At 28.6% G+C, this 19,343-nt stretch carries 20 protein-coding genes; 10 read left to right on the forward strand and 10 right to left on the reverse strand.

Features of this window, described 5'->3' with window-relative positions:
* Position 1: 1 nt before the first annotated feature.
* Complete coding sequence (locus WHD54_RS06640) at positions 2 to 3,391, reverse strand: DUF4175 family protein (protein ID WP_088324185.1); 3,390 nt, start codon at positions 3,389 to 3,391, stop codon at positions 2 to 4.
* A 141-nt stretch (positions 3,392 to 3,532) separates the two neighbouring features.
* Here WHD54_RS06640 and gltX point away from each other — a divergent pair, with 141 nt between their 5' ends.
* From gltX to WHD54_RS06655, 3 genes are all read left to right on the forward strand, one after another.
* The gene (gene gltX, locus WHD54_RS06645; protein WP_088324184.1) at positions 3,533 to 5,053 is read left to right on the forward strand and encodes a glutamate--tRNA ligase; all 1,521 of its coding nucleotides are present in this window, start codon (positions 3,533 to 3,535) and stop codon (positions 5,051 to 5,053) included.
* Between the two features lie 155 nt (positions 5,054 to 5,208).
* Positions 5,209 to 6,129 carry an SPFH domain-containing protein gene (locus tag WHD54_RS06650; protein WP_198943159.1) on the forward strand — a complete coding sequence of 307 codons (921 nt, stop codon included), beginning with the start codon at positions 5,209 to 5,211 and terminating at the stop codon, positions 6,127 to 6,129.
* A 10-nt stretch (positions 6,130 to 6,139) separates the two neighbouring features.
* Entirely contained in the window at positions 6,140 to 6,457 is a 318-nt protein-coding gene (locus WHD54_RS06655) for a heavy metal-binding domain-containing protein (protein ID WP_088324342.1), read from the forward strand.
* A 156-nt stretch (positions 6,458 to 6,613) separates the two neighbouring features.
* On the opposite strand, the gene tatA is transcribed toward WHD54_RS06655, so the two are convergent.
* From tatA to rnr, 3 genes are all read right to left on the reverse strand, one after another.
* The gene (gene tatA, locus WHD54_RS06660) at positions 6,614 to 6,802 is read right to left on the reverse strand and encodes a twin-arginine translocase TatA/TatE family subunit (RefSeq protein WP_088324183.1); all 189 of its coding nucleotides are present in this window, start codon (positions 6,800 to 6,802) and stop codon (positions 6,614 to 6,616) included.
* Positions 6,803 to 6,857: 55 nt separating this feature from the next.
* Positions 6,858 to 7,550: a head GIN domain-containing protein gene (locus tag WHD54_RS06665; protein ID WP_088324341.1), complete on the reverse strand. Its 693-nt coding sequence runs from the start codon at positions 7,548 to 7,550 to the stop codon at positions 6,858 to 6,860.
* A 99-nt stretch (positions 7,551 to 7,649) separates the two neighbouring features.
* On the reverse strand, positions 7,650 to 9,872 hold the full coding sequence (gene rnr, locus WHD54_RS06670; RefSeq protein ID WP_088324182.1) for a ribonuclease R: 2,223 nt from the start codon (positions 9,870 to 9,872) through the stop codon (positions 7,650 to 7,652).
* Between the two features lie 151 nt (positions 9,873 to 10,023).
* Between rnr and WHD54_RS06675 the strand changes: the two genes are divergently transcribed.
* The 3 genes from WHD54_RS06675 to WHD54_RS06685 all read left to right on the forward strand — a co-directional run bounded on the left by WHD54_RS06675 (position 10,024) and on the right by WHD54_RS06685 (position 12,422).
* Complete coding sequence (locus tag WHD54_RS06675) at positions 10,024 to 10,956, forward strand: diacylglycerol/lipid kinase family protein (protein WP_088324181.1); 933 nt, start codon at positions 10,024 to 10,026, stop codon at positions 10,954 to 10,956.
* 547 nt (positions 10,957 to 11,503) lie between these two features.
* Positions 11,504 to 11,935 (forward strand): ribose 5-phosphate isomerase B, encoded by a 432-nt coding sequence (gene rpiB / locus WHD54_RS06680; RefSeq protein WP_088324180.1) that lies wholly within the window; start codon positions 11,504 to 11,506, stop codon positions 11,933 to 11,935.
* 37 nt (positions 11,936 to 11,972) lie between these two features.
* On the forward strand, positions 11,973 to 12,422 hold the full coding sequence (locus WHD54_RS06685) for a GNAT family N-acetyltransferase (RefSeq protein WP_088324179.1): 450 nt from the start codon (positions 11,973 to 11,975) through the stop codon (positions 12,420 to 12,422).
* A 186-nt stretch (positions 12,423 to 12,608) separates the two neighbouring features.
* Here WHD54_RS06685 and WHD54_RS06690 read toward each other — a convergent pair whose 3' ends face one another.
* Entirely contained in the window at positions 12,609 to 13,178 is a 570-nt protein-coding gene (locus WHD54_RS06690) for a pseudouridine synthase (RefSeq protein ID WP_088324178.1), read from the reverse strand.
* Entirely contained in the window at positions 13,171 to 13,971 is an 801-nt protein-coding gene (locus WHD54_RS06695; RefSeq protein ID WP_088324177.1) for an aldose 1-epimerase, read from the reverse strand. The genes WHD54_RS06690 and WHD54_RS06695 overlap by 8 nt, the downstream gene beginning before the upstream one ends.
* A gap of 109 nt (positions 13,972 to 14,080) precedes the next feature.
* On the opposite strand from WHD54_RS06695, the gene recA reads away from it, so the two are divergent.
* Entirely contained in the window at positions 14,081 to 15,091 is a 1,011-nt protein-coding gene (recA, locus tag WHD54_RS06700; protein ID WP_088324176.1) for a recombinase RecA, read from the forward strand.
* A 78-nt stretch (positions 15,092 to 15,169) separates the two neighbouring features.
* Complete coding sequence (locus WHD54_RS06705; RefSeq protein WP_088324175.1) at positions 15,170 to 15,706, forward strand: GNAT family N-acetyltransferase; 537 nt, start codon at positions 15,170 to 15,172, stop codon at positions 15,704 to 15,706.
* Positions 15,707 to 15,708: 2 nt separating this feature from the next.
* On the opposite strand, the gene WHD54_RS06710 is transcribed toward WHD54_RS06705, so the two are convergent.
* The 4 genes from WHD54_RS06710 to WHD54_RS06725 are packed head-to-tail and all read right to left on the reverse strand — an operon-like array spanning position 15,709 to position 17,546.
* The gene (locus WHD54_RS06710; RefSeq protein WP_088324174.1) at positions 15,709 to 15,861 is read right to left on the reverse strand and encodes a PspC domain-containing protein; all 153 of its coding nucleotides are present in this window, start codon (positions 15,859 to 15,861) and stop codon (positions 15,709 to 15,711) included.
* Between the two features lie 6 nt (positions 15,862 to 15,867).
* Positions 15,868 to 16,236, reverse strand: a complete 369-nt coding sequence (locus WHD54_RS06715; protein WP_088324173.1) for a hypothetical protein — start codon at positions 16,234 to 16,236, stop codon at positions 15,868 to 15,870.
* Between the two features lie 3 nt (positions 16,237 to 16,239).
* The gene (gene dut, locus WHD54_RS06720; RefSeq protein ID WP_088324340.1) at positions 16,240 to 16,671 is read right to left on the reverse strand and encodes a dUTP diphosphatase; all 432 of its coding nucleotides are present in this window, start codon (positions 16,669 to 16,671) and stop codon (positions 16,240 to 16,242) included.
* A gap of 5 nt (positions 16,672 to 16,676) precedes the next feature.
* Positions 16,677 to 17,546, reverse strand: coding sequence for an alpha/beta hydrolase (locus WHD54_RS06725; RefSeq protein WP_088324172.1), 870 nt, complete (start codon positions 17,544 to 17,546; stop codon positions 16,677 to 16,679).
* Positions 17,547 to 17,639: 93 nt separating this feature from the next.
* Between WHD54_RS06725 and WHD54_RS06730 the strand changes: the two genes are divergently transcribed.
* Together WHD54_RS06730 and WHD54_RS06735 are read left to right on the forward strand one after the other, a co-directional pair.
* Positions 17,640 to 18,638 carry an NAD(P)H-dependent glycerol-3-phosphate dehydrogenase gene (locus WHD54_RS06730; RefSeq protein ID WP_394364890.1) on the forward strand — a complete coding sequence of 333 codons (999 nt, stop codon included), beginning with the start codon at positions 17,640 to 17,642 and terminating at the stop codon, positions 18,636 to 18,638.
* A 43-nt stretch (positions 18,639 to 18,681) separates the two neighbouring features.
* Positions 18,682 to 19,341, forward strand: coding sequence for a hypothetical protein (locus WHD54_RS06735; RefSeq protein ID WP_088324171.1), 660 nt, complete (start codon positions 18,682 to 18,684; stop codon positions 19,339 to 19,341).
* Positions 19,342 to 19,343: the final 2 nt, after the last annotated feature.

Here is a 19,343-nt window from a genome sequence, read left to right on the forward strand (position 1 = left end):
ATCAATCGTTCTTTTGTTCAGAAAAGTAATTACGCACTTTTACTTTATAAATTTGGTGCAAAGGTAATGATTGTCTGTTTAAAATTTCAATTTCATTAAAAAACTGCTTTTTAAAATTAAGCGCTTTAACAGAATTTCCAATAGAAGTTTTTTTGTTCGAAATAGATTGTCTTTTAGAATCGAAACCTTGTTCTTTAGAAGCTGTTTCTAACTTTAATAATTGGTATTCTAGTAAGTTCATTTTATTAAAAGAAGGTGATGAAAAACCTCTTTCTAGAATATCATTCTCTAACTCTTCCATAGTTTTTAATGCTTTTTTTGCCATAGAACCAGATTTCGAACCTTTGTCTATTGCCCCTTCCTTAATAGCGTTTTCTAATGCTTGCCTTAATTGTGCTTGTTGTTTGTAAATCTGAAATAATTCTTGATCAGACTCAGATTCTGAACCATTAGAATTCCCTTCTTTGGTATTAATAGTATTTGAACCAGGCTTAGTTCCTGATCCACTTCTACTATTATTACCCTCGTTACCTTTGTTATCTTGTTTACCTTGTTTTGAAGTACCAGCTTTTTCTTCTCCTGGTGATTTTTTGTCACCTTTACTGGAGCCTTTTTGCATACTTTTATTTAAATTTTGTTGCTTTTTTATAATATCTGGCAAACTAAATCCTTGACCTTTTCCCTTTCCTTTACCTGGCTTTATTTGAGCATTTTGCATACCGTTAAGGGTGTTGCTTAAATAATCTGCTAATTTATTCGTTGAAGTCATAACATAGCGTTGATTAGAAATTCCGTTAGAAAATCTATTCTCGGAGAAATTGTCTAAAGCAGCTTCTAAATTATAATGAGTATTGGATAAATTGTCTTGTATTGTGATAGAAATTTTAGGTAATCGCATCGATAGCACATATAAACTGTCATCAATATGCTGAAAATAAGTACGAATGTCATGCTGACGTTTTAATGAGGAACCAAAATCGGGATGAGTAGTTGACAAATCTGAAAAACGATTCATTAAGTTTTCTTGTTTAAATGAAAAAGTAACTAGATTTTCTAAAATGTTTCGGAGGTCTTCCATATTCTCTTGAATAGTTTCACCCTGCATCTCCATCATTGCATTCTCTAATTTAGAGGCCATTTTATTCATCTGCTCAGAAGACTTTTTCTGACTCATTTTAGCTTTTTTTGCTTCCTTAGTGCTTAAGCTTTGTTCCGCTGATTTAAGAGAATTATCAATCTTTTCTTTGTCAGAATCTAAGTTTGGTATCTCCATAGATTCCTTTAACTTTTCATTATCCTTAGAAAGTGTAGATAGTTCATTTTTCAAAAGAGTAAACGTTTTAGAAATATCTTTTTGTTTTTCAATTTCTGGAGTTTCAGACAATGATAACTTTTCTTGCTTTTTAGAAAGATCTTTTAATTTATTAGCAATTTGCATAGCTTTTTGTTCTACATAAAAACGTTTGGTAAGTTCTAACATACGTTCTAAACTTCTTTCTCTTTGCTTATTTTGTTGTGCAAGTTGCTTGGCTTTTTGTAACAAGTTTTCTTTGTCTAGCTTGTCTGCCATTTTAGATAATTCTTCTAGTAATTTTTGTTCTTTGGCAGATTTTTTAAACTCTTCTAAACGTTGCTGTAATACTTCCTTTTTATCTTTTAAATCTGATGTTGCTTCTTTAATATCTTCTAAATTTTGTTGAAGTTTTTCTGTCTGACGTTCCATCATATTAGTATACTTCTCTTGTCTATTTAAAAATTTATCAATCTTTTTTCTATCATTCCATTCCAGTCTTTTTTTATGCTGAATATCATTTTTAAGAGACTGTAAAGATTGTTGTTCTTGTTGTTGTTGATTAAGGGAGTTTTGTAAATTATTAATAGAATTTTTTTGTTCTTCTAACAGCTCATCAGACAATTCTTCTTCGGTTTTTAGGCGATAATTAAAGATTTTAGAAATGGATTTTTTAGGGCCATTTACAGCATCATTGTCAAAAACCTGAAAAAAGAATTCGTAATTGGTTCCTTCTGTTAGAGACAATCCTTCAGGAAATGAGTAAAAAAAGTTTTGAATAGTACTATTGTTAACCGATAACGGATACACTTTTTTATCCAATGGATTCGTAGCTGCATAATGCACCAATTCTAACCTTGTAAGTCCATAATCGTCGGAAACTTGTCCGCCGAACTGTGCAAAACCTCTCGATATACTATCAATATTCGTTTGAACGGAAATAGTAGGATATTCATCTTTAACAACGCCAATAGAATATTGTAATTTTTCAAAGTTTTTTAACGAAGTATTAGAGGAACTAATTTCATATTTAATTGGAGAATATAAGCGTTTCGAAAAAGTAAAAGTGGTATCGTTACGTTTTATAAAATGATGAAAACTATCCTTTGAAGAAAAGGTAATTGAATCGGTATGAATAGCCTCTACATTCCATGTTATTTTTGTTCCTTCTGGTACAACTATATTGGATGTGTTTAAGAGTTTTTCTGGTTGTTTTTTTAAATAATTAGGGTAAGAAATTCGGAGAAATATATTTTGAATGGTAGGTGTTTTTATTACATTAAGGGTAAAGTTATCAGAAAAAACAGTGTTTGCAGCAATAAAAAAATCAATAGACTCTTGAACATTGGTAAATGTGTATGAAAAACTACCATCAGATAATTGATCTAAATAATATACCTGATTTTTAAAATAAATCTGTGCTTCTGATGGCATAACTTTTCCGTGAGCCGCAAAAGAAACAGTATACGATTTTCCTTGAATTACTTCTAAAGAGGTGTTTTGAAGTTTCCAATTAAAAGGAGCTGGTGGTTGATAAACTTGTGTATAATTAACCACCCTATTTAAACTTTTAGTAAATACCTCTACTTTATCTGTAAGGTAAACTAAAAGGACAATAACTATAGGAAGAAATACAAGTTTTAGGTATTTAGTATTCTCTTTAAAATCTATTGCTTTAAGAAACGGAATTGGTTGCAATTCTTTAGATTTTTGTTCGATACTTGCTAAAAGTAAATCGGATTGGTTGTGAGAAGATTGTAATTGTAAAATATTCAATAATTTATCATTAACCTCTAAAAAGTGACTTCCAATGATTGAAGATGCATCTGCTAAAGAAATGCCTTTTCGAATACCTAATAGTTTAAAAATTGGAAAAGCAATAAAACGAATCACTAAAAAACTTTCAACACAAACAAATAACCAAAAAAATACGGTTCTAAAAAAGGAGTTTAACCAAAGAAAATGTTCTACAAATAAAGTAAAAATAAGATATAATAAACCAAAAGAAAAAAACAATAATGTTCCTTTTATCAGTTCGTTTAAATAATACTTTTTTATAAACTGATGTAATTTTTCTTCTATTTGTAAAAATGTACTCATATAACACATAAAAATACTGTTTCTTACAGAAATATCAACTACTTTTTTGTTAAATGAATTTTTAAAGAAAATTATATTTTTAAAAGTGGCATTTCTATTCTCTTTTTTAAAAACTATCTTTGCACCTTTAAAATAAAAAAAATGGAATCTAATGTTCGTGTACGTTTTGCACCTAGTCCAACAGGACCTTTACATATTGGCGGTGTAAGAACAGCTTTGTATAACTATTTATTTGCAAAAAAACACCAAGGCACATTTGTGCTAAGAATAGAAGATACAGACCAAACAAGGTATGTAGCAAATGCAGAAAAATATATTATAGATGCTTTAAACTGGTGTAATATACCATTTGATGAAGGACCAAATAAAAACGAAAAATTTGGACCATACAAACAGTCTGAACGTAAAGAAATTTATAAAAAATATGCCAACAAACTTATAGATACTGGTCGGGCTTACATTTGTTTCGACACTTCTGAGGCTTTAGATGAACATAGAAAACAACACGAGGCTGCTGGAAAAACATTTATTTATAATTGGCATAACAGAGAAAAAGGAAACTTAATAAACTCTTTAGTATTAACAAATGAAGAGGTGGAAAGTAGAATAAATGCGGGCGAGAATTATGTAATTCGTTTTAAAACACCACAAGACAGAATTTTAGAATTAAAAGACGAAATAAGAGGTGAAATCCGTATAAATACCAATACTTTAGATGATAAAATTTTATTTAAAGGAGATGGAATGCCAACCTATCATTTAGCAAATATTGTAGATGATCATCTCATGAAAATTAGCCATGTAATTAGAGGAGAAGAATGGTTACCTTCTATGCCTTTACATGTATTATTATATGAAGCATTTGAGTGGGAAACTCCAAAATTTGCTCATTTACCGTTGCTTTTAAAACCAGTAGGAAAAGGAAAATTAAGTAAAAGAGATGGCGATAAATTAGGGTTTCCGGTATTTCCGTTAGCCTATGAAAATTTAGAAACTAGAGAAGTTTCTAGAGGTTATAAAGAAGATGGTTATTTTGCAGATGCTTTTGTAAATATGTTGGCTTTCTTAGGATGGAATCCTGGAACGGAACAAGAATTATTTACCTTAGAAAATCTAATTGAAGAATTCGACTTAAAAAGAGTGAGTAAATCTGGTGCTAAATTTAGCCCAGAAAAAGTAAGTTGGTTTCAACAACAATATATGCAAACGAGAAACGATGAAGAATTAACAGCTTTATACCTACCTATCTTAAAAGAAAAAGGTGTGGAAAAAGATAAAGAATTCGTAAAAAAAGTAGTTTCTCTAATAAAAGAAAGAGCTGTATTTGTAAAAGATTTTTGGGAACTTTCTAGCTACTTTTTTGAAACCCCAACTAATTATGAGGAAAAAGCTGTTAAAAAAAATTGGAAAGAAGGAACCTCAGAATTAATGACTGAGCTTGTTACTATTATAAATACTATAGAAGATTTTTCATCAGAAAATACAGAAAAACAAGTAAAAGAATGGATTAGTTCTAAAGAAATTGGTTTTGGAAAAGTAATGCAGCCACTACGATTAAGTTTAGTAGGTAAACTAGCAGGACCACATTTATTTGATATTATTGCTATGATAGGTAAAAAAGAAACCATTACTAGAATAGAAAATGCTACTAAAAATTTATAATTTTTAAACCATAATAGTATCTCTAAAACAGCTCTTTTAAAATTTTAAAAGAGCTGTTTTTTTTAAGAAAACCATAAAAGAACGAGTATAAAAAAATCATATAATTTTAGTACATTTACCTACATACATTATTAACCCTTAATAAATTCATAAATATGATACCTTTTGTACCTTTTATTATAATCATTGGAATACTTGTTTTTGCGGCTTTTTTTATGGTTCAACAACAAACTGCTGCTATTATAGAACGATTTGGTAAATTTCAAAGTATTCGCCAATCTGGTCTACAACTTAAAATACCTATTGTTGATAAAGTTGCAGGAAGATTAAGCTTAAAAATTCAGCAATTAGATGTAATTATAGAAACTAAAACATTAGATGACGTATTTGTAAAGTTAAAGGTTTCTGTTCAGTATAAAGTAATTAGTGAAAAAGTATATGATGCGTTTTATAAGTTAGATTATCCGCATGAACAAATAACCTCTTATGTATTTGATGTTGTGAGAGCCGAAGTACCAAAAATGAGGTTGGATGATGTTTTTGTAAAAAAAGATGATATTGCAATAGCCGTAAAATCTGAATTAAATGACGCTATGCTAGACTATGGTTTCGATATCATTAGAACACTTGTTACCGACATTGATCCAGATCCGCAGGTAAAGATAGCTATGAATAGAATAAATGCAGCAGATAGAGAAAAAACTGCTGCACAATATGAAGGTGACGCACAACGAATTTTAATTGTAGAAAAAGCAAAAGCAGAAGCAGAAAGTAAACGATTACAAGGACAAGGTATTGCAGATCAACGAAGAGAAATAGCCCGTGGTTTAGAAGAATCTGTAGAAGTATTAAATAAAGTAGGAATCAATTCTCAAGAGGCATCTGCACTTATTGTTGTAACTCAACATTATGATACTTTACAATCTATTGGTAGTGAAACTAATAGTAATTTAATATTATTACCTAATTCACCACAAGCAGGAAGTACTATGCTAAATGATATGGTAGCAAGTTTCACTGCAAGTAATCAAATAGGTGAAGCAATGAAAAATAACAAACCAAAATTAGAGGAATAGCATGTACAAAATGATAATTACAACTACACCAACCATAGAAAATAAACCTGCAACACAATACTTAGGTATCGTAACTGGTGAAACTATTATTGGTGCCAATATATTTAAAGATTTTTTTGCAGGTTTAAGAGATATTGTTGGCGGTAGATCTGGTTCTTACGAAAAAGTATTAAGAGAGGCTAAAGATTCCTCTTTAAAAGAAATGGAAGAAATGGCTGCAAAATTGGGCGCAGATGCAATTGTTGGTGTAGACTTAGATTATGAAACTGTTGGACCAAATGGAGGTATGCTTATGGTTACTGCCTCAGGAACTGCTATAAAATACTAATTAAAACAATATATTTTGTAATTATATTAAAAAATTATATATTTGTGAACTTAATTCTAAGAATTAGATTAGTTGGGGGATTGATTTAATTCTAGTAAACAAAAAGCTCTATTTGATTAATCAAATAGAGCTTGTTTTTTGAATACCAATAAATTATTATTTTTCTTTTAACTTGTCTTCAGTATCATCTTCTTTAGAAGCATTTTTAAATTCTTTAATACCACTTCCTAAACCTTTCATTAATTCAGGAATCTTTTTACCTCCAAATAATAAAAGTACTACCAATAAAATAATGGCTATTTGTGGCCCACTAACAAAACCAAAGTATATTGTTAAATTGATCATTTTTATAATATTTAAAGTACAAAGATACAAAAACTAATAACTAGTTTAAATCTTCTTAATTCTTTTTCTCTATAATACCACCAATAACTTTTTTATCTTTTACTAATTTAGGTTCTCCTTTATAAAAAATAGTTCCCCCAAAGCTTACTGATGCATTTAATGTTTCTCCAGCTGTTATTTCTGCTTTTGCTCCTGTTCCTGATTTTATAGTAGAATTTCCTTTAGTTACTAAATTATATCCATGATAAATACCATACAAATCTACAGAAGCTTCCTGGTTTTTTGCTGATCCAGAAACTTTTATAATTCCGCCAGAAGTTGCTCTAACCGTTAAATAATTAGTAATTGTAGTGATGTTTATAAAAGCTCTTTCTTGAGCTTTTACATGTACTTTTTCTTGATCAAAGTTTTTACCTGTAATAGTTGCACCTTCATTAGCATCTAAAATAGCTATTTCTTTGTTATAAAATAATTTAATTAAAACCTCTCCTTCAGCAGCATTATCCTCTGGTTTTAAAGAAAAGGGTAAAGATAATTTTAATGTATTATTTACATTTTTTACTTTTACCATTTCAGACTTTTTACCAGTAATTTCTATCTTTTGATCATCACTTTTTATCAATTCTACTTCTATACCATTGTATACTTTTAAAGTAGAAAAATCTCCAATATTTTTGGTTATTAACGTTTGTGAAAAACCAACAATAGTAACAAACAGAAAGCAAGTTGTAAAAAATATTTTTCTCATTTTTTTTGTTTTTATACTACTTTTTCTAATCAAAAAGTATACCACTATAAAGGGTTATTTTTAATATTTATTGTGTAAATAAAATTAATTAATATTTATTTATTCATCTTCAATTAAATAAAAATCTAAATGTTTACGTTCTAAATCAGTCTTTTTTACCTGAACTTTTACATCATCTCCTAACTGATACATATGTTTGGTAGATTGCCCTATAATTGCATATTGGTCTTCATCAAAAATATAATAATCACTTTTTATATCTCTAATTCTTACCATTCCTTCGCATTTATTACTAGAAATTTCTACATAAATACCCCATTCTGTAACACCTGTAATTACGCCATCAAAAATGGTATCTTTTTGATCTTGCATATATTTTACTTGCATATATTTTATAGAAGATCTTTCTGCTTTAGAAGCTAATTCTTCTCTTTTAGAAGAATGTTTACATTTTTCTTCATAAGGAAGTGCTTTTGGCGTTTCTCCGCCATCTAAATAATGCTGAAGTAATCTATGTGTCATTACATCTGGATATCGTCTAATTGGTGATGTAAAATGACTGTAATAATCAAAAGCCAAGCCATAATGACCAATATTTTGAGTAGTATAAACAGCTTTAGACATTGTTCTAATAGCTAAAGTTTCTATCATATTTGCTTCGGCTTTTCCATGAACGTCATTTAAAAGCTTATTTAAAGTTTCGGTAGTTGTTGCTTTTGTTTCGGTATTAATTTTATAACCAAACTTGCTAATAATATTTTGTAAAGAGGCTAATTTTTCGTCATCTGGCTCGTCGTGAACTCTGTAAATAAATGTTTTATTGGTTGCTTTTCCTTTTTTAAATCCAATAAATTCTGCTACTTTTCTATTTGCTAATAGCATAAATTCTTCTATTAATTTATTGGCATCTTTAGATGTTTTAAAGAAAACACCAACAGGATTTGCAGCATCATCTAAATTAAATTTAACCTCTACTCTATCAAAAGAAATGGCTCCTTGTTGCATTCTTTTTTTTCTTAAAATTTTAGCCAATCTATCTAATTGTAATGTTGCTTCTACAATTTCTGGTGCTACGGTATATGTATTATTTGTAATAGATACATTAGCAGGCATTGTAAAAGGTAAAATAGTATCGGTTAATGCAACGTTTTCTATAATTTCTTGTGCCTCTTCGTAGGCAAAACGTTGGTCGGAGTAGGTTACTGTTCTTCCAAACCACTCTCCTATTATTTGTGCTTTTTCATTTATTTCAAAAACAGCAGAAAAAGTTAATTTTTCTTCATGAGGTCTAAGCGAGCAAACACCATTACTTAGCATTTCTGGTAACATTGGCACTACTCTATCTACCAAATAAACAGAGGTAGCACGTTGGTATGCTTCAGTATCTAAAATTGTATCTGGTTGTAAATAATGAGAAACATCCGCAATATGAATACCTATTTCATAATTACCGTTTTCTAACTTTTTAAAAGAAAGGGCATCATCAAAATCTTTTGCATCTTTTGGATCTATGGTAAAAGTTAAATCTTTACGCATATCTCTTCGTTTAGAAATTTCTTTTTTAGTAATTTCTAAAGGTAAATTTTTTGCTTCTTTTTCTACTTCTGGTTCAAAATGATAAGGTAAATCGTATTCTAAAAGTATAGAATGCATTTCTGTATTATGATCTCCTGGTTTTCCTAAAACAGTAGTAATTTTTCCAAAAGGATTTTTAGAATTTTCTGGCCAATCAGAAATTTTTGCTTGTACTTTATCACCATGTTCTGCGCCATTCATTTTACTTTCAGATATAAAAATATCTGCATACATTTTGCTATTGTCACAAATAACAAAACCAAAATTTTTATTTTTTTGCAATACACCAACAAATGTTGTTTTAGAGCGTTCTATAATTTCTACAACATCTGCCTCTAATTTATTACTTCTTTTTCTCTTGTAAACATAAGCTCTAACAACATCACCATGTAAGCCTTTACCAAGGTTAATATTAGGAATAAAAATATCGTTTTCGTAGTCGTCTGTAATAAAATAACCATTTCCATTTGAGGTAATATCTAAAGTACCTACAGAATATTTTCTATCTTCATTAATTTGATATTTTCCTTTTTCTACCTCTTTAATTTTTTTGGTTGCCGTAAGTTCTACCAACTTTTTTAATATTTGTGTTTTACCATCGGTATCTGAAATATGCAACTTTGCTGCAATTTGTTTATAATTAAAAAACTTACTACTATCTTCATTTAAAATTCTAAATATATTTCTAGTTAAGTCTTTTATTATAGCACCTTTCTTTTTGTATATTTTTTTTTTCTTTTTTTTCATTGATTCTTATTATTAAACATTGAAAGGTAATTATTCTTATATATTAAACTACTTTCAATAAGCTGCAAATTACAATATATTGTGCTCTTATTGTATTAAAAAAAAGTTATCAATCTTTTTATTGTATTTTGCTTATTCTAAATTATTATTTATGTCTAACTTCATCAACATTTCTGATGATAATTCTTGGTTTATAATTGCAAATCCTACAGCTGGAAATGGTAAATTTTCTAAACAATGGAAAAAAATTAAGCAATTATTAAAACATAAAAATGTAGACTTTTCTTATGCTTTTACTCAGTACTCAAAGCACGAAATTTTATTGGTAAACGAGGCAATAAAACAAGGCTTTAGAAAAATAATTTCCATTGGCGGAGATGGAACACTACACAATGTAGTAAACGGAGTAATGTTACAAAGGTATGTAAAAACTTCGGATATAACTATTTCGGTAATTCCTTTAGGAACAGGAAACGATTGGATTAAAACCTATAATATTCCAAAATCGATACATAAATCGATAGAAATTATAACTCGAAACAACACAACTTTACAAGATATTGGTGTTATTACAACGCAAAATAATACAGTTACTTATTTTAATAATTTAGCCGGATTAGGATATGATGGTTATGTTGTTTATAAACTTAAAAATCTTAAAAAATTAGGTGCTTTTTCTTATTTAATAGCTGGTATTTACGGACTTTTATTTTACAAGAAATCGATATTTACCATTGTTATTAATAATAAAACTATAAAAACTCGCTGTTTAATGACAGTATTTGGAATATGTAAATACGCTGGCGGTGGTATGCAATTTACTAAAAACGTTGTTGTTTCAGATGGATTATTAGATATTAGTATTTTTAAAAATATTGGTTTTTTTGATTTAATTTTGAACCTTCCAAAATTATACACTGGTACTATTATACATCATAAAAAAGTAACAACTTACAAAACGAAAGAAATAACGGTAATTCCGGAAAAAAATTCCCCTTATATTCAAGCAGACGGAGAATTAATTGGCAACGGTAAACTACAAGTAACTATTTTACAAAAAGCAATCCGTTTTGTAATAACTTAAATTTCTTTTTTAAATTTTAAACAGTTATAAACATTCTATTTAATTATTATTTTTCTTTTATAAAATTTTTAAAAAAATATAATGTTTATAATAGCATGTGAATAGATACAATAAAAAATGTAGCTAAAATTTTAATATATCAGTTATTAAAAATAGTTTACATTTTATAAGTAGGGTAATGTATTAGAAATCAAATTTAAACTCTATTTATTAACAAAAGTTATAAACACTTATTCACTGTAAAATGATAATAGTTTATAAGATGATTTGTGTAAATAAAGTGTCTATTTTATGTTGATAAACTTTTATCAAAAATCAATAAAAAAAGTTGCGTATGTTTATTGTAGAGTTGTATTGTAATAATATTTAGAACTGCCAAAAAAAGTTACGAGTTTCTCGTTACAACTTCTTAACAATTTTAAAAAACGTTAAAAACTTCATAATTAAATAGTTATTAAAATTGTATAAAATATAGTTGTTTATAACTGTAAATAGCTGTTAATTTCTATACTTTTGTAATGTACAACTAAATTACAATCAACTTATTATGACAATAGCAATAGGAAATGATCATGCAGGAACAGTATACAAATTTGAAATTTTAAAATATTTAGAGGAAAAAGGATATACTGTTTTAAATTTTGGAACAGATACCGATAGTTCTATGGATTATCCAGATGCAATTCATCCAACAGCAAATGCTGTAGAATCTGGAAAAGCTACTTTAGGTATTATTTTATGTGGTTCTGGAAATGGAGCACAAATGACTGCTAATAAACACCAAGGTATACGAGCTGCTTTGTGTTGGAATAACGAGTTAGTTGCTTTAACAAGACAACATAATAATGCTAATATTTTAACGATACCTGCTCGTTTTGTTTCTTTACAGCAAGCTATCGGTTTTGTAGATATTTTTTTAACAACAGATTTTGAAGGAGGAAGACATGCAAATAGAGTAGAAAAAATAGCGTGTAAATAAACGTATTTTAAGTACAATTTTTTGGTTGTTAAAAAACATGAATTTTATTATAAAAACATTTTCTGAATTAAGTACTTCAGAACTTTATCAAATTTTACAATTAAGAGCAGCTGTATTTGTGGTTGAGCAAAATTGTGTGTATCAAGATATCGATTTTAAAGACCAAAAAGCGCTTCATATTTTTGCTTATAAAGAAAATGAAATTATTGCATATTCTCGAATTTTTAAGCCAGGAGATTATTTTTCTAATGCTAGTATTGGTAGAGTTGTTATTAAAAAAAGTGAACGTAATTTTGGGTATGGTCATTTATTAATGTCTGCCTCTATTAAGGCAATTAAAAGTAAATTTAACCTAAATACCATTACTATTTCTGCACAACAATACCTTACTAATTTTTATGAATCTCATTTATTTAAACAGGTAGGAGAAAGTTATTTAGAAGACGGAATTCCACACATTAAAATGATTCGAGAAAAAGATGCATAAAACATTAAAACTTATATTAATATTAGCTAGTATTTTTCTAATAATATATGCTTTTTATTCATTTTTAATAACTAATAAAAATTTCGATTCTTTAAGTGGTTTAATAATTGGTTGTTGTTTTCTTGGGGCACTTTATTTTAATAATTACAGAAAAAAAAAGTAACTATTTTTATAGAATTATTAAAATTATAATAAAGAAGGTACTTCTACCACTTCACCAGATTGTAAGTTTTGTAATTGTATGTTTCCTATTCTAACTCTAATAAGTCGTAGGGTTGGAAAACCAACAGCAGCTGTCATTTTACGTACTTGTCTAAATTTTCCTTCTGTAATAGTTATAGAAATCCAACTTGTTGGTCCATGTCTTTCATCACGAATTTTCTGACTTCTTTCTGGAAAATTTACATTTTTTAAAAGTGATGCTTTTGCAGATTTTGTTATGTATTTTTTTCCATTAAAACCTATTTCTACTCCTTTTTTTAATTTTTCTATTTCTGTATTTGAAATAATACCATCTACTTGAACATAATATTCTTTTTCAAATTTAGTACTTCTTATTGTTGCAGATACTTTACCATCTGTTGTTAATAAAAGTAATCCTTCCGAAGGAACATCTAGCCTACCAATAGCCATGGTTCCTTCCGGAAAATTATACAAATCTCCTAATAATATTTTTTTTCTTTTAGCAGGATTTATAAATTGAGAGATAACACCCCATGGTTTATATAATAAAAAATGACGATGTTTTTTAGTCAAAATCTACCACTTTTATTTCCATAGAAAACACTTCTTTACCAGAAGAACTTCGCATATTTTTTTCAGAAAATATTTCCGTTACATAAGAAGTATATTGAGAAATTGGCTCAATACACAACATATTATCAACTTGCGTCCATAACATAAAATTATTAAAACCTTTTGTTGTAATTTTTATATCACTTTTATTAATATTTTCGAGTGTTAAAGTATCCGTTTTTAAAAAAGGATACGCGTTATGACCTGCATTATACACTTCTTTTAAACCAATTTTTTTAGAATCAGAAAAGATAGTTTCTTTTCCAGTGTTAGAGAGTAAAAAAGCAGGATGATACCCCAACATAAAAGGCATTCCTTTTTCTGATATAAGGGTAAAATTTATTGTTAACTTATTATTTACTAAAATAAATTCTTTTTCGAATGTAAAATCGAATGGCCAAAAAACCTCTTTTTTAGGTGATTTTTCTGGAAATTTATTGTTTTTTAATAAAGTATTTTTGGTGTATTTTTTTTGGTATTTTACACAATTGTCACTACTATAAATCAGCGAATATTCTAATTCTCGTAGTAAGCCATGTTGGTCTAAAATAGCTACTCCCTTTGGAGTTTGTACCCTATAATCATCTTTAGAAGTTGGGCCAATAACCGGAAACATTTCTATGTCTGTATTTCGCCAACCTTTACTTCCTTTTTGATGCATATACTCTGTATGATCAACTTTATAAGAAATAAGTTCTCCGTTTTCTATAGTTACAACACTTAAATTATTAACAAGAGTATAAATTGTAGACATATTCTGTTTTAAGAAACAATACTACAAAAATCTCCTTTGATTTTTAGTTATTTTGAGATACTTTTTTGTAACTTGCTCTACTTTTTAAAATGATATTATTCTAAGATTTATGGCAGCAGCAGATAAAGAAAAAACAGCAAAATTAAAGGCATTACAACTTACGTTAGACAAGTTAGATAAAACTTATGGTAAAGGTTCTGTAATGAAATTAGGAGACGTAGTAACCGAAGAGGTAGACGCTATTTCATCAGGTTCTTTAGGGTTAGATTTAGCTTTAGGAGTTGGAGGATATCCTAGAGGAAGAGTTATAGAAATTTATGGACCAGAATCTTCAGGAAAAACTACATTAACTCTACACGCAATTGCAGAAGCACAAAAAGCAGGTGGAATTGCCGCTTTTATTGATGCAGAACACGCTTTTGATAAGTTTTATGCAGAAAATTTAGGAGTAGATATAGATAATTTAATTATTTCGCAACCAGACCACGGAGAGCAAGCACTAGAAATTGCTGATAATTTAATTCGTTCTGGCGCAGTAGATATTGTAGTAGTAGATTCTGTAGCTGCATTAACTCCAAAATCTGAAATAGAAGGAGAAATGGGAGATTCTAAAATGGGACTTCATGCAAGATTGATGAGTCAGGCTCTTAGAAAATTAACAGGTACTATTTCTAAAACAAATTGTACGGTTATTTTTATAAACCAGTTAAGAGAAAAAATAGGGGTTATGTTTGGTAATCCAGAAACTACAACTGGTGGTAATGCATTAAAATTTTATGCTTCTGTACGTTTAGATATTAGAAGAAGAACACAATTAAAAGACGGAGATAAAGTTATTGGAAACAGTACCAAAGTTAAAGTTGTAAAAAATAAAGTAGCGCCTCCTTTTCAAGTTGCAGAATTTGATATTATGTATGGAAAAGGGATTTCTAAAGTTGGAGAAATTTTAGACATTGGTGTAGAGTTAGGAATTGTTAAAAAAAGCGGTTCTTGGTTTAGCTACGGAGAAACTAAATTAGGTCAAGGTAGAGATGCTGTTAAAGGATTAATTGCAGACAACCCAGATTTGGCAGAAGAGTTAGAAGGAAAAATAAAAGATGCTATAGAAAATCAGGAATAAGTATTAAAAGTTCCAATTATTAAGTATTAACTGCCATAGAATTAATCAATCTGTGGCAGTTTTTTTATTGTAAGTAAAATGATAAAAATTACAAAAACAATTCATTTAAAGAGAGTTTTAGCCTCCAACTCTAAAGATGTTTATAAATTAATGACGGTTATTTATCCACCTGCCTATAGCTATTTATGGAAAGATAGAGGCGCTTGGTATGTAGCAAAACAATATTCAAAAGAAAATGTTTTAAAAGAACTTTTACAAGATAAAAGCCATTATTACTTTGTTCTTTTTAATACCGAAACAATTGGTATTATAAGAATTATTTGGGACGAAAAACTACAAGGATTATCTATAGAAAAACAGGTTAAGTTACATAGAATTTATTTACACCCAAAAACGCAAAACATGGGTTTAGGATCTCAATTATTAAATTGGTTAGAGCAGTTAGCAACACAAAAAAAGTACAATGTTATTTGGTTAGATGCTATGAATGCTCAAGAACAAGCGTTTCAGTTTTATGAAAAAAAAGGCTTTTTATACCATTCTCATTGTTATTTAGAATTTGAAAATATGTATAAAAATTTTAGAAAAATGAGTCAACTCTATAAATTGCTCTAAAATTATTCTCTAGAAAGAATTTTTACCATCCAAAAAATTAAGTAAGCGCCAACACCTAATCCGGCAAATAAAACTAGTAGAATAAAAAGGATTCTTATATTTTTTGCTGTAAAATTTGTTTTTGTACTTAACCATTCACATACTCCGAAAATCATGATTTTTTATTTTTTAATAGTTGCTTTAAAAGGAGGAACTTGTACTACTAATTGTTCAATTTTAGTAACAATTTCTTCTCTTATTTTAGAAGAAAACTCGTAATATAAATTTTCCCAATCTCCTTCATATTTATTGTTAGAATTTTCATTTTCAAGTAAGTTTATAACACGTAAATAATATTGTCCATTTACATCATTTTCTGGCTTAAATTCTAAGTTAATAGCTCTTTTTAGATTATAATTGCTAAGGTGAAGCAAAGAGGTAGAATCTAGGTAGCATAAATTTTCTTCGGTAGTTTCTACTTTATAAAATAAATTCCACTCAATGTTCCAGCCAGCAGTAATTCGTAAAGGTTGTAATGTAGGTTCTTCCATTTTTCAAACTCCTGTACTTCCAAAGCCACCTTCTCCACGTTCAGTTTCAGACAAAACGGATACTTTTTGCCAAGTAACTCTTTCGTGTTTTGCAATAATTAATTGCGCAATTCTTTCACCATCATTAATAATAAAATCATCGTTAGAAAGGTTTACTAAAATTACCCCAATTTCTCCTCTATAATCAGCATCCACAGTACCAGGAGCGTTTAAAACTGTAATTCCTTTTTTAGCAGCTAAGCCACTTCTTGGCCTAACTTGAGCTTCAAAACCAGCAGGCAAAGCAATAAATAAACCTGTTTTTACAATAGCTCTTTCTAAAGGCTTTAAAGTAATTGAAGCATCAATATTTGCGCGTAAATCCATTCCTGCAGCACCATCAGTTTCATAGTTGGGTGTTGCGTGTTTTGATTTGTTTATTATCTGTACATTTATCATTGTTATAAATTGAATAAAAATGTAATGGACTCTAAAAATTCTGCTTTCCAAAAAGACTCAGAATGTGTACCATTTTTTACAATTTTAGTTTTAATATTTTCAAAAGGGAAACCATTATCACTTAATAATTTACTCATTTTTTTGGTGTCTGAAACCATTGTTTCACTTTCTTTTTCACCAGCTAAAAGGTAAATTTTCGACTTTTTTTGTGTTGCATTTCTTTTAGCAAAGTCATCTATTTTATCAGAAAACCAAAAAGATGGTGAAAGAGCACCTATTTTACCAAAAACATCAGGATATTTTAAACCTCCGTAAAATGAAATTAAACCACCTAACGAGCTTCCAATAATGGCAGTATTTTTAGCGTCTTTTTTAGTTCTGTAATTTTTATCAATATAAGGTTTTAGTTCATTAGCTAAAAACGTTATGTAAATATCGCCTTTTCCACCACCATATTTTTCATTTTTATAAGGTGTATATTCTGCTATTCTATTTTTACCTCCGTTTTCAATACCTACTACAATAAAACTTTTTCCTGTTTTTTTATATAAATTATTTAAGGTTTCATCAATTTCCCATTCGCCTATAAAAGAAGTAATATTATCAAATAAATTCTGACCATCATGCATATAAATAACAGCATAATTCTTTGTTGTTTCGTTATAATTTGCTGGCAAATAAACCCATACTCTACGAGTATTTTCATTTAAGCCAGCTATTATAAACTCTTTCTTTAAAATAGTAACATTTGCCGATTTTGTACTCATTTGTTCATAAGCACCAAGTGTATCACTTTTAAAAACAAACTCTTTTTGCTTATTTACAGTTGTGTTCCATAAAAAAGGAAGTAAAAAAAAGGCAACTATTTTCATGTTTTTATCTGATTACTACAAATATAATAAATCGTATAAGTTTTAAACAATAGATACTAATTTTATTACTTTTGAAAATCTAAAAAGGAACTCATGATAATTGATGATAAAAAAATAGCTGTTTTAGGCGGTGGAAGCTGGGCAACGGCTATTGTAAAAATGCTTACAGAAAATTTAGAAAATGTTGGTTGGTATATGAGAAGCGCTACCAGTATTTCGCATATTAAAGAAAACAACCATAATCCTAATTATTTACAAGCGGCAGATATTAATGCAAATCAGTTAGATTTAACCAACGATATTAACAAGATTGTTGCCAATTATGAGGTATTAATTTTTGCAATTCCGTCTGCCTTTCTAACGCTAGAACTAGAAAAATTATCGACTTCTTTAGATGAAAAAATAATTTTTTCTGCCATTAAAGGTATTGTTCCAGAAACAGGTTTAATTGTTGGAGAACATTTTCATGAAAAATATAATATACCACTAGAAAATATTGGGGTAATTACTGGTCCTTGCCATGCCGAAGAGGTGGCAATGGAGAGATTATCTTACTTAACCATTGCTTGCTTAGACAGCCAAAAGGCAGGTTTTGTGAGTAATTGTTTAGAAAGTTGGTATATAAAAACAAAAACATCTGATGATATTATAGGCACAGAATATGCTGCGATGTTAAAAAATATTTATGCCGTTGCTGCTGGTATTGCTCACGGTTTGGGTTATGGAGATAATTATCAAGCGGTTTTAATGAGTAATGCTATTAGAGAAATGAAGCGTTTTATTAAAAAAGTTCATAAAATGAAACGGAATATTAACAATTCTGCATATTTAGGAGACTTGTTAGTAACCGGATATTCTGTTTTTTCTAGAAATAGACAGTTTGGTAATATGGTTGGTAAAGGATACACAGTAAAATCTGCACAAATGGAAATGAGTATGGTAGCAGAAGGTTATTATGCAACAAAAAGTGCTTATAAAATTGCACAAGAAAAGAAAGCAAAAACACCCATTATAGAAACAGTTTTTAATATTATTTATAATCATAAAGATCCTAAAAAAGAATTTAAAAAGTTAAGTGATAAGTTGGATTAATTGTTTAATTTTGAACATTATTATGTTTTATTAAACAATAGTTATGAAAACAATACAAGAAGTTGTAGAAAGCACCATTAGAAAAACGCCTTTTATAGAGGAGGCTTTAAATGAAAAATTAATAAATGTTTCTTCTTTAGCAAGAATTATTTTGCCTGAAGTATCTGCCCTTTTAAAAAAAGAGGTAAAAGTTGGGGCTGTTATGATGGCAATAAACAGGCTTTCTCCTGCCAGTGAACTTCGTATTAGAAAAAACATTAAAAAGTTAGCCTTAGATTTAGGAAATGTTATTGTTCGTTCAGATTTATGTGATTTTACCTTTAAAAATACCACATCTTTATTAAAAGAGGTGGCAAAAATTTTAATGAAATCATCTGAAAGTTCAGATTATTTTTTAACTGTTTCACAAGGAATTTTCGAGACAAATATTGTAACAAGTAAAAATTTAGAGCCTTTTGTAAAAGAAATTTTCGAAAAAGAAGCGCTTATTTCTAGTGTGTTAGATTTAGCTTCTATTACCATTAAATTACCGAAAGAAAATCAAGACCAATCGGGTATTTACTATTTTATTTTAAAGCAACTAGCTTGGGCAGATATTCCTTTACAAGAAATTATTTCTACAACAAATGAAATGACAATAGTCGTAAAAGAACAAGATATTAATGAAACTTTTGCCATTTTAATGGATATGAAATTAAGTTAATA

It is taken from the genome of Polaribacter tangerinus (genome assembly GCF_038024095.1).
Taxonomy (GTDB): domain Bacteria; phylum Bacteroidota; class Bacteroidia; order Flavobacteriales; family Flavobacteriaceae; genus Polaribacter; species Polaribacter tangerinus.

What these genes read in the sequence shown, in the direction of transcription:
- WHD54_RS06640 (WP_088324185.1), bottom strand. Translation starts at nt 3,391, where the DNA reads ATGAGTACATTTTTACAAATAGAAGAAAAATTACATCAGTTTATAAAA.
- gltX (WP_088324184.1), top strand. Translation starts at nt 3,533, where the DNA reads ATGGAATCTAATGTTCGTGTACGTTTTGCACCTAGTCCAACAGGACCT.
- WHD54_RS06650 (WP_198943159.1), top strand. Translation starts at nt 5,209, where the DNA reads ATGATACCTTTTGTACCTTTTATTATAATCATTGGAATACTTGTTTTT.
- WHD54_RS06655 (WP_088324342.1), top strand. Translation starts at nt 6,140, where the DNA reads ATGATAATTACAACTACACCAACCATAGAAAATAAACCTGCAACACAA.
- tatA (WP_088324183.1), bottom strand. Translation starts at nt 6,802, where the DNA reads ATGATCAATTTAACAATATACTTTGGTTTTGTTAGTGGGCCACAAATA.
- WHD54_RS06665 (WP_088324341.1), bottom strand. Translation starts at nt 7,550, where the DNA reads ATGAGAAAAATATTTTTTACAACTTGCTTTCTGTTTGTTACTATTGTT.
- rnr (WP_088324182.1), bottom strand. Translation starts at nt 9,872, where the DNA reads ATGAAAAAAAAGAAAAAAAAAATATACAAAAAGAAAGGTGCTATAATA.
- WHD54_RS06675 (WP_088324181.1), top strand. Translation starts at nt 10,024, where the DNA reads ATGTCTAACTTCATCAACATTTCTGATGATAATTCTTGGTTTATAATT.
- rpiB (WP_088324180.1), top strand. Translation starts at nt 11,504, where the DNA reads ATGACAATAGCAATAGGAAATGATCATGCAGGAACAGTATACAAATTT.
- WHD54_RS06685 (WP_088324179.1), top strand. Translation starts at nt 11,973, where the DNA reads ATGAATTTTATTATAAAAACATTTTCTGAATTAAGTACTTCAGAACTT.
- WHD54_RS06695 (WP_088324177.1), bottom strand. Translation starts at nt 13,971, where the DNA reads ATGTCTACAATTTATACTCTTGTTAATAATTTAAGTGTTGTAACTATA.
- recA (WP_088324176.1), top strand. Translation starts at nt 14,081, where the DNA reads ATGGCAGCAGCAGATAAAGAAAAAACAGCAAAATTAAAGGCATTACAA.
- WHD54_RS06705 (WP_088324175.1), top strand. Translation starts at nt 15,170, where the DNA reads ATGATAAAAATTACAAAAACAATTCATTTAAAGAGAGTTTTAGCCTCC.
- WHD54_RS06710 (WP_088324174.1), bottom strand. Translation starts at nt 15,861, where the DNA reads ATGATTTTCGGAGTATGTGAATGGTTAAGTACAAAAACAAATTTTACA.
- WHD54_RS06715 (WP_088324173.1), bottom strand. Translation starts at nt 16,236, where the DNA reads ATGGAAGAACCTACATTACAACCTTTACGAATTACTGCTGGCTGGAAC.
- WHD54_RS06725 (WP_088324172.1), bottom strand. Translation starts at nt 17,546, where the DNA reads ATGAAAATAGTTGCCTTTTTTTTACTTCCTTTTTTATGGAACACAACT.
- WHD54_RS06730 (WP_394364890.1), top strand. Translation starts at nt 17,640, where the DNA reads ATGATAATTGATGATAAAAAAATAGCTGTTTTAGGCGGTGGAAGCTGG.
- WHD54_RS06735 (WP_088324171.1), top strand. Translation starts at nt 18,682, where the DNA reads ATGAAAACAATACAAGAAGTTGTAGAAAGCACCATTAGAAAAACGCCT.